The 12,542-nt window shown below is 63.0% G+C and carries 9 protein-coding genes; 4 read left to right on the top strand and 5 right to left on the bottom strand.

Features of this window, described 5'->3' with window-relative positions; translation table 11 throughout:
- Positions 1-10: 10 nt before the first annotated feature.
- The 5 genes from E5675_RS10855 to E5675_RS10835 all read right to left on the bottom strand — a co-directional run bounded on the left by E5675_RS10855 (position 11) and on the right by E5675_RS10835 (position 5,663).
- Positions 11-1,261, bottom strand: a complete 1,251-nt coding sequence (locus E5675_RS10855) for an acetyl-CoA C-acetyltransferase (RefSeq protein ID WP_136174525.1) — start codon at positions 1,259-1,261, stop codon at positions 11-13.
- 24 nt (positions 1,262-1,285) lie between these two features.
- The gene (locus E5675_RS10850; protein WP_136174524.1) at positions 1,286-2,068 is read right to left on the bottom strand and encodes an SDR family NAD(P)-dependent oxidoreductase; all 783 of its coding nucleotides are present in this window, start codon (positions 2,066-2,068) and stop codon (positions 1,286-1,288) included.
- 11 nt (positions 2,069-2,079) lie between these two features.
- The gene (locus E5675_RS10845) at positions 2,080-3,285 is read right to left on the bottom strand and encodes an acyl-CoA dehydrogenase family protein (RefSeq protein ID WP_136174523.1); all 1,206 of its coding nucleotides are present in this window, start codon (positions 3,283-3,285) and stop codon (positions 2,080-2,082) included.
- Complete coding sequence (locus E5675_RS10840; protein ID WP_136174522.1) at positions 3,282-4,376, bottom strand: acyl-CoA dehydrogenase family protein; 1,095 nt, start codon at positions 4,374-4,376, stop codon at positions 3,282-3,284. Before E5675_RS10840 ends, E5675_RS10845 begins: the two co-directional genes overlap by 4 nt.
- A 105-nt stretch (positions 4,377-4,481) precedes the next feature.
- The gene (locus E5675_RS10835; RefSeq protein ID WP_136174521.1) at positions 4,482-5,663 is read right to left on the bottom strand and encodes an acyl-CoA dehydrogenase; all 1,182 of its coding nucleotides are present in this window, start codon (positions 5,661-5,663) and stop codon (positions 4,482-4,484) included.
- 121 nt (positions 5,664-5,784) lie between these two features.
- Here E5675_RS10835 and E5675_RS10830 point away from each other — a divergent pair, with 121 nt between their 5' ends.
- The 4 genes from E5675_RS10830 to E5675_RS10815 all read left to right on the top strand — a co-directional run bounded on the left by E5675_RS10830 (position 5,785) and on the right by E5675_RS10815 (position 12,541).
- Complete coding sequence (locus tag E5675_RS10830) at positions 5,785-6,765, top strand: nitronate monooxygenase family protein (RefSeq protein WP_136174520.1); 981 nt, start codon at positions 5,785-5,787, stop codon at positions 6,763-6,765.
- 127 nt (positions 6,766-6,892) lie between these two features.
- Positions 6,893-7,975, top strand: coding sequence for a flavin reductase (locus E5675_RS10825; protein ID WP_136174519.1), 1,083 nt, complete (start codon positions 6,893-6,895; stop codon positions 7,973-7,975).
- 460 nt (positions 7,976-8,435) lie between these two features.
- Positions 8,436-9,953, top strand: coding sequence for a site-specific DNA-methyltransferase (locus E5675_RS10820; protein ID WP_210727513.1), 1,518 nt, complete (start codon positions 8,436-8,438; stop codon positions 9,951-9,953).
- Positions 9,953-12,541: a DEAD/DEAH box helicase family protein gene (locus E5675_RS10815; protein WP_136174517.1), complete on the top strand. Its 2,589-nt coding sequence runs from the start codon at positions 9,953-9,955 to the stop codon at positions 12,539-12,541. The genes E5675_RS10820 and E5675_RS10815 overlap by 1 nt, the downstream gene beginning before the upstream one ends.
- Position 12,542 lies beyond the last annotated feature (1 nt).

Genomic DNA, 12,542 nt, shown 5'->3' with positions numbered 1-12,542 from the left:
CTCCTGTAACTCAGATACGTTCGATGATGATCGCGGGCGCCATGCCGCCGGCAGCGCACATGGTTACAAGGCCGTAACGGCCGCCCGAGCGTTCGAGCTCGTCGAGCGCGGTGCCGATCAGGATCGAGCCCGTTGCGCCGATCGGATGACCAAGCGCCATCGCGCCGCCGTTGATGTTGACCTTTTCGCGGGGCAAGTCGAGGTCGCGGATGAACTTTTCAGCGACGACCGAGAAGGCTTCGTTGATTTCCCAGACGTCGATGTCGTCCTTCGTCAGGCCGGCCTTTTCGAGCACCTTCTTCGCCGCCGGGACGGGCGCGTTAAGCATCAACGTCGGATCGTCGCCGATATTGGCATAGGCGACGACGCGCGCGCGCGGCTTCAGGCCGTGCTTGTCGGCATAATCCTTCGACGTCAGCAGGATCGCGGCGGCACCGTCGACGACACCCGACGAATTGCCGGCATGGTGGAAATGCTGGATTTCGAGATCGGGGTAACGGCGGTTGATCTGCTTCCTGAAAGTGAAGCCGCCGCCCATGTCGAAATCGGCGAGGCCCGCGAAGCTCGGCTTCAGCGCCGCGAGGCCTTCGGCGGTGGTTTCGGGGCGCGGAAATTCCTCGCGGTCGAGCGCGACGCTGCCGTCGGGATTGAGCACCGGCACGACCGACTTGGCGAAGCGGCCTTCCTTGATCGCGCGATCGGCGCGCTGCTGGCTAACGAGCGCGAGCGCGTCGAGATCTTCGCGGCTGATCCCCTCGATCGTCGCGATCGCGTCGCCGCAAATGCCCTGATGCGATTGCGGGTGGAGTTCGTCGAGCGCTTCGTGACCCGAGCCCATCAGGCGCGGCGGCAGGCCGGCGTTCGCCTGTTCGGCAGCATGGGCGCTGGTGTAGCTCATCATTTCGGTGCCGCCCGCGATGACGCAATCTTCCATGCCGCTCATCACGCTGGCGGCGGCAAAGTTTACCGAGCTGATGCCGCCTCCGCAGAAGCGGTCGAGCGTCGTGCCCGAAGCCTTGGTGTCATAGCCCGCCGACAGCGCCGCCATGCGGCCGAGATCGCCGCCCTGCTTGCCATTCTGCGACGAAGTCGACCAGACGATGTCGTCGACCGTCGCGGTATCGAGATGGTTGCGGTCGCGGATCGCGGCGAGCACGGTCGCGGCGAGATGCTGCGGGTGGAGGTGCGACAACGCACCCTTGCCGGGCTTGCCGATCCCGCGGGGAGTACGGACGGCGTCGATGATATAGGCTTCGGCCATGGGGATATTCCTTCGCTGAGAGAATTAACGGGGGGCCATGCGGATCGCGCCGTCGAGGCGGACGGCCTGACCGTTGAAATAGGTGTTGCGGATCATTTCTATCGCGAGGCTCGCATATTCTTCGGCCTTGCCGAGCCGCTTGGGGAAGGGGACCGAGGCTTCGAGGCTCTCCTTCACCTTCGGGTTCATATTGTTGAGGAGCGGCGTGCCGAATACGCCGGGCATGATCGAATTGACGCGGATGCCAAGGTCCATCAGGTCGCGCGCCATCGGAAGGACAAGGCCGTTCACCCCGGCCTTTGCCGAGCCATAGATGACCTGCCCGATCTGGCCGTCCTGCGCGGCGACCGAAGCGGTCAGCACAATCGCGCCGCGCTCGCCGTCTTCCATTTCGGGAAGGATCGCCATGCCTTCGGCGGCGATCGACGCGACGCGGTAGCTCGCGGTCAAAATGCCTTCGACACCAAAGGCATAATCGGCGGTCGGCGTCCTGCGATAACCACCCGTTTCCTTGTCGTAGGCCAGCGTCTTGCCGCGACGCGACGTCATCGCGCAGTGCACGCATACGCGCTCCTGGCCATGCGCCGCGCGCGCCTTGGCATAACCGTCCACAACCGATTGCTCGTCGGTGATGTCGACACGCACGAACAGCCCGCCGATCGATGCCGCTACCTCCTCACCGAGCGCGTCGTTGATGTCGAAAATGGCGACCTTCACTCCAGACGCGGCGAGCGCCTCGGCGGTTGCGCGGCCGAGGCCCGACGCGCCACCGGTGACCACGGCCGATATGCTGGAATCGATTTTCATGGGGAGGCTCCTCAGGCGGGTATCTGGTTGAAGGGAATACCCTTGTCGGGGCGATGGTCCTGCGGCAGGCCGAGGATGCGTTCGGCGATCGTGTTGAGCAACGTCTCGTCCGACCCGCCCGCGATGCGGCCCGTCGGCGCGTTGATCCAGCTCGATGCCCAGTCGTCCTTGGGCGAGGCATGTTCGTCGAACGCGAAGGCATCGGTGCCCTGCAGATCGAGGGCAAGTTCTGACAGCTTCTGCCGCGAGCGCACCGCGACAAGTTTGTTGAGCGAGCCTTCGGGCCCCGGCGTCATGCCCGCCTGCATCATCAGCCGGGCGCGCCGGTTGATCGAATCGAGCCCGGCGCGCATCGCATGGTTGCGCGCGATCTGCTGACGGATACGGCCATCCTCGATCGCGGGGCGACCGTTCAGCCGCACCTCTTTGGCGAGATCAACGAAGAGGTCGAGGTGCGGCCCGAAACCCGCGCTGTCTGTCGCGACATAGCGTTCTATCATCAGCGTCGCGAGCGCGACCGCGAAGCCGCCGCCAACTGGCGACATGCGATGATCGTCGCTGATCTTCACATCGTCGAAGAAGACTTCGTTGACGTGGCTGTCGCCGCCCGCGAGCTTGATCGGACGCACGGTGACCCCCGGCGCCTTCATGTCGACCCAGAAGTAAGTGAGACCCTTATGCTTCGCGACGGTCGGGTCGGTTCGCACGACGATGACGCCATAGTCGCTATACTGCGCCCAGCTCGTCCACACTTTCTGTCCGTTGATCTTCCAGCCGTTGCCGTCGGTTTCGGCGCGGGTGCGGAGGCCCGCAAGATCGGTGCCGCCCGAGGGTTCCGAAAAGAGCTGGCACCAGATTTCTTCACCCTGCAGCGCCTTGAGCACGCGCTCCTTCACGAACTCGCGGTCACTGCCGAACTGCATCAGCACGGGGACGGGCATGCCGAGCGAGATGCCGAAATAGACGTTCGGGAAGCCGTGCTTCATCTCTTCGCCCTCGAAAGTGATCTTCTCGATATGGCCGAGCCCCTGACCGCCGAGGTCGGTCGGCCAGTTGATTCCGGCATATCCGGCGTCGAACTTGGCCTTCTGATAGCGGCGGCCGAGCGCGAGATCTTCTTCGACGGTCAGCCCCTCGCGCGCTGCCTTGCCGAAGGCGGGCACCATCGCTTCGCACCATTCAGCGGCCTTGGCGCGATAGGTTTCGAGGTCGGTCATGCGCCTGCTCCTGCCAACCGGTCGACGAGTATATCTTCCCAGAAGAAGCTGCTCCCCTGTTCGAGCGCGAGCGTGCGCGACCGGCGCATGTGGAGGTGGAGGCCGATCTCCCAAGTCACGCCGATCCCGCCGTGAATCTGGATGCAATCGCGCGCGGCGGTGTCGTAGGCCTCGGTCGCCGACAAGCGCGCGGCGGCGGCGGCGGTGATGAAATCATCCTGTCCTTCGCACGCGGCTGCGTGGATCGCATTGGCGCGCGCCAGTTCGACAAGGCCGTAAAGCTCGGCGATGCGGTGCTTGATCGACTGAAAGGCGCCGATCGGCTGACCGAACGCCTTGCGCGTCAGCGCATAGTCGCGCGCGATTTCCATCAGCGCTTCGGCGCCGCCGGTCTGTTCGTGCGCGGTAACGACCGCCTGCAGCGCAAGGATGCGGAGCGCTGCGGCACGTGCCGCCTCGCCGGTCACGAGAGGCTCCGCCGGTGTGCCGGCAAATGTGATATCCGCGACGCAGCGGCTGTTGTCGAAGCTGTCGACAGCCTTGCGTTCGATGCCGGCCAGATCGACGATCAGCAGCGCGGGTGTTCCGCCGTCTAGCGCGAGAAGGATGGCGACATCGGCGAAGAGGCCGCCCGATACGCCTGGAGCCATTCCTTCGACCTTCCCGGCATTCAATCCAATCGCCGGTTGGTCGGGCAGGGCATCCGCTCCCGCCGCAAAGGCGATGGCGCCGATCGTTTCACCGCTTGCGAGGCCCGGGAGCCAGCGCGCCTTCTGCGTATCGTTGCCGTAAAGCTCGATCGCCTTGGCCGCGCCGAAGTTCGAGGTGAGAAAGGGGGCGCCGCTGAGCGTCCGACCCGCCTGATGCGCGATCAGCCCCAGCTCGACGAGACCGAGATCGAGGCCGCCATAGGCTTCGGGAAGCGCGAGCGCCGTCCAGCCCTGCTCCTTCGCGGTCGTCCAGAAACCGTCATGATATCGGCCGCTCGTCTGGAGCAGGGGCAGCAGGTCATCCTTGCTGACCCGCGCTTCGAGCGCGCGACGCGATTCGGTTGCGATCGCCTGCTGCCCTTCGTCGTACAAGATCGACATCGGCCCGATTCCTCTACCCTATGGTTTCCGATCATCATCCGGACGTTAACGTAAACGTCAAGTGTTTTGACGCTACGGCCGCTCGCTGGTCAACTGGCGGCCGTGTCAGGCAAGGCCGGCCTTCCAGTCGCGCTTGATCTTTTTCGCGAGGCTCCATTTGTGAACCTCGGTCGGGCCATCGTAGATGCGAAAGGCGCGAACTTCGCGGAACACCTGCTCGACGATCGTCTTGTCGGTGACGCCGGTGCCGCCCATGATCTGGACGCAGCGGTCGGCGATGCGCATCAGCGCCTCCGAAACTGCGACTTTTGCCATCGAGCTTTCGACGGTGCCAAGCGATCCGGTGTCGAGCACGCCCGCGCACCAGTCGATCATCAACTCGGCCTGTTTGAGGTCGATCATATTCTCGGCGAGCATGAAGCCGACGCCTTCGTGATCGATCAGCGGCTTGCCGAACGCCTCACGGCGATTGGCGTAGTCGGTCGCGATCTCGTGCGCGCGAATGCAGCAGCCGAGCCAGCGCATGCAGTGCGACAGGCGGGCAGGCGATAGGCGCACCTGCGCGTAGCGAAAGCCTTCGCCGACTTCGCCAAGCATCTGGTCGGCGGGGATGCGCAGATTGTCGATCATCAGCGTCGCATGGCCGCCGGGCATCGAACTGTCGATCGTGTTCGGCACATCATCGATGCGGATCGCGGGATCGGGCAGGTCAACGAGGAACATGCATGCGCCCTGCTCGGCCTTGGCCATCACGATGCCGACGCGCGCGCCCTGTGCCCCGGTGATGAAGGTCTTGCGGCCGTTCACGACCCAATGATTGCCGTCGAGATGGCATGTCGTCTTCATCATTGATGGATCAGAGCCCGCGCCGCCCTCTTCTGCGGGTTCGGTCATGAAGAAGGCCGAACGAACCTCGCCCGCGACCATCGGCTTCAGAAACCGTTCCTTGAGTTCGAGGCTGCCCTCCTTGCCGAGCAGATACATATTGCCCTCGTCGGGCGCCATGGTGTTGCACGCGAGCGGGCCGAGCGGCGACAGGCCGCTCTTGATAAGGACGACCGCGGTCTCGCGCTGGTTGAGGTGGCTGCCGTCGGACAGGATATGCGGCGTCAGCACACCGGCGGCGCGCGCGTGCTCGCGCATTTCCATGACCAATTCATCTGTCGGCGCGCCATGATGGTCGCGGCGCGGGTCAGCTTCATAGGGAATGATCTTTTCGCGCACGAAGGCTTCGACTTTTTCGGCGATGGCGCGCGCTCGATCCGATATGCCTTCGTGCGCTGCCATTCCGATTCCCTTCGTTATCTAACTATCTTCCTAGTCAACCCGACGTTGACGTAAGCGTCAAGTTATTTCATGGACCGGAACGAAGATGCCGTAAGGGCAGGAGCAATCAGGAGGGATCGAGATGGCTTTCAAGACACGCATTACCGAGATGCTGGGTATCGAACATCCGATCGTCCAGGGCGGAATGCAGAGCGTCGGCTACGCCGAACTCGCCAGCGCCGTATCGAACGCCGGCGGTCTCGGCATCATCACCGCACTGACGCAGCCGTCACCCGAAGCGCTGCGCGAAGAAATCGAACGGTGCCGGGCGATGACCGACAAGCCGTTCGGCGTGAACATGACCGTCTTTCCGACGATCAACGCCCCCGAATACAAGGCCTATGCGCAGGCGATCATCGACGGCGGGGTCAAGATTGTCGAGACCGCGGGCACACAGGCAGTGCGCGAAATCTGGGAAATGCTGAAACCCCATGGCGTCACGATCCTGCACAAATGCACCGCGGTTCGACACGCGCTGTCGGCCGAACGTGCGGGCTGCGACATCATCTCGATCGACGGCTTCGAGTGCGCCGGCCATCCGGGCGAGGACGACATCCCCGGGCTGATCCTGATCCCGGCGGCCGCCGACAAGGTGAAGATCCCGATGTTGGCAAGCGGCGGCTTCGGCGACGGGCGCGGGCTGGTCGCGGCGCTCTCCCTCGGCGCGGAGGGGATCAACATGGGCACGCGCTTCTGCGCGACGCAGGAAGCGCCGATCCACGACAATGTGAAGCAGGCCTATATCGACAATGATGAGCGCGGCAGTTTCCTGATCTTCCGCAGCCTCAAGAACACCGCGCGCGTCGGGAAGAGCGCGGTGAGCGAAGAGGTGGTGCGCCGCCTCGCGCAGCCCGACGCCACCTTCGCCGACGTCGCCGAACTGGTGAACGGCAAGGCTGGGCGGGAACTGCTCGAGACCGGCGATCTCAGCAAGGGCGTGTTCTGGGCGGGGATGGTACAGGGGCTGATCCACGATATCCCGACCTGTCAGCAACTCATCGACCGGATTATCGCCGATGCCGACGCGATCATCGACCGGCGGCTGGCATCGATGCGCGGCTGATGCGCCCGAAGTCCTGACCTTAGCCGCTGGCGCGCCGTGACGGCTTTCGATATGATCCGATTCTTCGCAATTTGATCGTATCGAAGCCCGCCGGCGTTCGCGTCTGCCGGCGCGGCAAGGGGGATGTTTGAGCCTCATCGAATATAAGGGTTTCGGCGGCGTAGTGCTGGCGGCCGACATGCTGGGCGACGAGAATGATCCCGCGGTGCTGCTGGTGCCCGAGATCGGGCAGGGCCGCGCGGCATGGCGTGATGTTGCCGAAGCCTTGGTGCTTTCGGGCCGCCGCGTCGTGAATCTCGACCTTCGGGACGACGATGAACTCGCGCCGCATATAGAGGACCTGCGCGCCGTTCTCGCCCAGATGGGATCGCGCCCGGTCGTCGTCGCGGCGGGGCGGGGCAGCTGGATCGCCACGCGTGCGCTGGGGCACGACGGGGCGCATCTCGCCGCGGGTCTTGTGCTTGTCGACATGCCCGTCGATCAGGATGCCATCGAAAGCGGCGTCGCGGCGCGCCTCACACTGCCGACCCTCGTCGTGCGCGGCGGCTTCGCGCCCGCGCAGGGCAGCGTGGTGAGCGATGCGTTCAGCGCCGCGTTGCCGTTCGGCGAGAGCGCCGACATCAACGAATGCGATCTCGAACTCGCCTCCGACCGCGAGGAAGCGCTGCTCGGCCAGCTGCTCGAATTTCTCGAGCGTCGCCAGCCGCGCGAGGCGATGGAGTTCAAGGCGGGATCCGATCCGCGCACCTTGCGCGATGCGATGGGGTGTTTTGCCACCGGCATTACGATCGTTACCGCGCTCGATGCGATGGGCACGCCGGTGGGATTGACCGCGAACAGCTTTACGTCGGTGTCGCTCGATCCGCCGCTCCTGCTCGTGTGCATTGCGAATACCGCTGGAACGGCGCCGGCGTTGCGCAATGCCGCGTATTTCGGCGTCAATGTGCTCCAGATCGGCCAGCAGCCTACATCCAACCGTTTTGCCGCAAAGGGGGAAGACCGCTTCGCCAACCAGCCCTGGGCGCCGGGGCAAACCGGCGTGCCGTTGCTTGGCAGCTCGCTCGTATCGTTCGAATGCCAGCGCGAATCGCTCCACGAAGCTGGCGATCATTTTATCCTCGTCGGCCGCGTCGTCCGCGCGCAGTTCGAACCGCACCGCGATCCGCTGCTCTATTTTCGCGGAAAATACCGGAGGCTGCATTTCGCATGATGGCGGACAGGGTGGTTTTATTAAGTTAAATCTATGTATTTGAAATAATTTTTCAAATTACATCCGCTAAATTTCGGACCCACACGGTTCCACCGCGCATCTGAATTCATGATTCAGTCCGTGCAACTCTTCTGCCATTGTTCGCCGCGATTGTCTAACATTTTCTTTTTTACTCCATCCCACAACGGCGACAGCCAACTCTATTATCGTCGGAAGATTTTTGGGCCTGGAGTTGGCATATGCGGAACCGGGGAAGCGGACCAACGGGAGGCGGTCAATGTGTATGACTGGCCGGTTACGGTCAGGCCCCTTAGCGGAGCCAACGAGACATAGCGGACAATCGTGCGGGAGGTTTGTTCTCCGACGTCCCACAAAGCCTGTTCGATTGGGATCTGAGCGGCTACAGCCATTACACAAGTTGCTGTGTGAATTTGGGGGTTAGGTGCCAATACTCGATTGGATGACGCGCGGTGAAGATGTGCGCGCGGCGGCGGGTGTGCCGTATCGACTACTGGAAGCGGTGCCCGCGCTGGATGGAGGCGATGCCGCCGCCGGCAACATGCTTATCCAGGGCGACAATCTCGACGCGCTGAAGGCGCTGCTCCCCTATTACAAGGACGCGGTAAAGTGCATTTACATCGATCCGCCCTACAACACGCGGTCGGCCTTCGAGCATTATGACGACAATCTGGAGCACAGCCAGTGGCTGGCGATGATCTATCCGCGTCTGGTGCTGCTGCGCGACCTGCTGGCGGAAGACGGCAGCATCTGGGTGTCGATCGACGATAATGAAGGCCACTACCTCAAAGTAATCATGGACGAGGTTTTCGGTCGCGCGAATTTCGTTGCAAGCCCGGTGTGGCAGAAGCGATATTCTCGTGAGAACCGAGGCGCGATTGGTGACGTGCATGAATATATTGCTGTCTACGCCAAGTCGCCGGAACGCTTCAAAACCGGACGGAACCGGCTGCCGCTCGATGAGAAGCAGGCGAAGATATACAGGAACCCTGACAACCCCGGGGAAACCGATCCCGCTAAACGATGGCGTGGCCTTCCCATGACGGCGCAAGGTTTCCGACCTAACCAGATGTATGAGATCGTCGCCCCGAACGGGCGCCAGCATCGGCCGCCGGAAGGGCGCTGCTGGTCCATGATAGAAAGCGAGTTCAGGAAGCTAGAGGCGGCCGATCGAATCTATTGGGGCCGTGATGGGAACGCTCAGCCCAGCGTCATTCGCTTCTTGTCCGAAGTCGAAGGGCTCGTCCCATGGACGTGGTGGCCTCACGATGAAGTAGGCCACACCGACGAAAGCAAGAAGGAAGCTAATGCGCTGTTCGGCGCCGATGTGAGTTTCGGCACACCGAAGCCCGAACGCCTTATGCAACGTATTCTCCACATTGCCAGCAATCCGGGCGACCTCGTCCTCGACAGCTTCGCTGGTTCCGGCACAACGGCGGCGGTCGCACACAAGATGGGCCGCCGCTGGATCGGCATCGAGATGGGCGATCATGCCGAAACCCACTGCAAGCCGCGGCTCGACAAGGTGATTGCGGGCGAACAGGGCGGCATATCAAAAGCAGTCGGATGGTCCGGCGGCGGCGGCTTTCGTTTCTATCGTCTCGGCGCAGCGGTGTTTGACGCCGACGGACACATCACCGATGGCATTCGCTTTGCGCCGCTGGCCGCGCACGTGTGGTTCAGCGAGACGGGAACGCCGTTTCTCGGCGCGGCGGATACCCCGGTGCTGGGGGTGCATGACGGCATAGCATTTGCCCTGCTCTATAACGGCATCCTTGGTGACCGATCGGTCAGTGGCGGCAACGTGTTGACGGCTGCGTTGCTCGCCCAGCTGCGCAAGGAGAGCGGCTGGGATGGCCCGATGACGGTATATGGCGAATGGAGCAAGCTGGGTGCGGCGCGGCTGATGGACGCTGGCGTGACGTTCAAGCAGACGCCTTATGATGTGAGGGCGCGCTAATGGAACTGAAGGACTATCAGCGCCGGGCGCTCGACGCGCTGCGCACCTTCCTTGATCAGGCAACGATCCGCGATCATGCAAAGGCCTATGCCGCAGCCTGCGCCGTGGGCCAGCCGGGCGCCTATGGCGCGGCCTATCGCCCGCTCGCCGGGTTGCCGGACGTGCCCTATTGCTGTCTGCGCCTCCCGACCGGCGGCGGCAAGACACTGCTTGCCGCGCACGCCATCGGCGTCGCGCGCGACACATCTCTGAACCGGCGCTTTCCGGTCGTGTTGTGGCTGGTCACGTCGACCACCATCGCCGAGCAAACGCTGGGCGCGCTCAAGAAGGTCGGCCATCCATATCGCCAGGCGCTGGAAGCGACCTTCGGGGGTGCGGTGCGCGTTTATGGCATCGACGAGCGTCGGCAGTTGCGTCCGCAGGACATGGCCGACGCGGCGACAATAATCGTCTCGACCGTGCAGGCGTTCCGCGTGAACAACGTTGCGGACCGCAATGTGTATCGCGACGACGAAGAGCTGGAGCCGCATTTCGCCACAGTCGCCAGGGGCGCTGACGTGGCCCGGCACGAGGATGGCCCGCGCCGGGGCAAGCCGGTCGCGAGCTTTGCCAATCTGATGAAGTTGCATCGTCCGCTGGTGGTCGTCGATGAGGCGCACAATTTCACCTCGACGCTTTCCGGCGAGACGATGGGACGCATCGCGCCTGCCGCTGTTGTGGAGTTTACGGCCACGCCTGTTCGCTCGAACGTCATCGTTTCCGCCACAGCCGCTGAGCTGAAGGCGGCGGACATGATCAAGCTGCCGATCCACCTTTCGCAGCATGGCAGCTGGCAGCAGGCGATCGCGCACGCAGTTGATAATCGTGCATGGCTCGAAGGCATTGCCGTCCGCGATAGCGGCGGTATTCGACCAATCGCGCTCTATCAGGCGCAGCCCGCGCGCGAAGGCGCCGAAGCAACCGTGGATGTCGTCAAACGTCATCTGATCGAAGATTGCCGAATCCCAGACGACCGGATTGCGGTGGCGACCGGCAACCAACGTGAGCTAGACGGTATCGACCTATTCGATCCCGCCTGCACGATTGAGCACGTCATTACCGTCGACGCCCTGAAGGAAGGCTGGGACTGCTCCTTCGCTTATGTGTTCTGTTCGCTCGCCAGCATTCGGAGCGGCGGCGCCGTGGAGCAGTTGCTCGGCCGCGTGCTGCGCATGCCGTTCGCAACTCGACGGTCGTCAGAAGAATTGAACCGCGCCTATGCCCACGTTTCCGAGCGCAATTTCTTTGATGCAGCGGAGGGTTTGAAAGATCGGCTTACCGAAATGGGCTTTGATGAGCGCACCGCACTGGAGGCGATCGTCGAACAACCCGAGACTTTCGAGTGGCGTGAGGACCAGTCGCTGTTCACCCAGCCGGAGCTGCCTGTGCTGCACGTCCGGGACCGGCCCGATCTGAGCAGTTGGACCCCCGAGATGGTCGCTGCAACGCGCATGGCTGATGACGGAGCCGGCGGAGTTGTGATCACATTCGACACATCTGCTCCGGACGATGTGCTCCGCGAAGTAGCCACAGCGGTTGCAAGCGCGGAGGCCACGCCGACGACGGCGGTGGAGGCTTTTATCGCCCGACGTGCCGAATCGTTGTCGCCCGCTGAGCAGGGTGAGGTGCTGACGTTGCCCCGTTTGGCGATTGAGCGGGACGGGCAGCTGGAAATAGTCTTCCCCGAAACGCTGGTCGATGTGGGAGGCTGGGATCTGCGGCAGGTAGACACAAGCCTGCCCGGCTTTGCGTTGACCGAGCGCCCCGACACATTCGAGATGGACGTGGATGGCGACCAGGTAGTCTACAATCGTATCGACGCCGCCGCCGAGTTGGCGTTGGATGACGCGACCGATTGGGACGTGGCCGCGCTGTCTCGTTGGCTCGATCGCACGACGCGCCAGCGCGACGTCTCCCAGCCTATATTCCTCGAATATTGCCGGCGCGTTGTTGAAGGGATCGTGGAGCGTATCCCGCTGGCGCAGCTCGTGCGCGGGAAATTTGCGCTGCGAAGGGCCGTTATCGCGAAAATCGTACATCAACGCCGCGAAGCTGGCGTGCGGGGCGTGCAGCTGTTGATGACCGAAATCGCACCTGTCCTCGCCTTGGGTGAAAACGGCTTCAGTTTCTCAAAGGCCGGCTATGATCCGCGCACGCCATATTCCGGACCGTGGCGACCGCGGAAGCACCTGTTCTCGCAGGTCGGCGATCTGAGGCATGGCGGTGAAGAATGGATAGCTGCGGTCCAGATTGACGATCACGATGCCGTCAAACATTGGGTCCGGAACGTGGATCGCACGGCGTGGTCCTATTCGCTGCCAACCTCGACCGACCTCTTCTACCCGGATTTTGTCGCGGAGCTGGTGGACGGCCGCAAGCTGATCATTGAATATAAGGGTGCCGATCGCACCGATAATGCGGATAGCCGAGAGAAGAGGAATATTGGCGCGCGGCTTCAGGAGGTGAGTGATGGCAAAGTCATCTTCCTCTGGGCGGAGCTTGATCGCGGTGGCGGCGTGGCGCGTCAGATCGACGCGGCGATCGGGTAAG

Source organism: Sphingopyxis sp. PAMC25046 (assembly GCF_004795895.1).
Lineage (GTDB): Bacteria > Pseudomonadota > Alphaproteobacteria > Sphingomonadales > Sphingomonadaceae > Sphingopyxis.
This window is presented reverse-complemented; position numbering and strand designations above follow the sequence as displayed.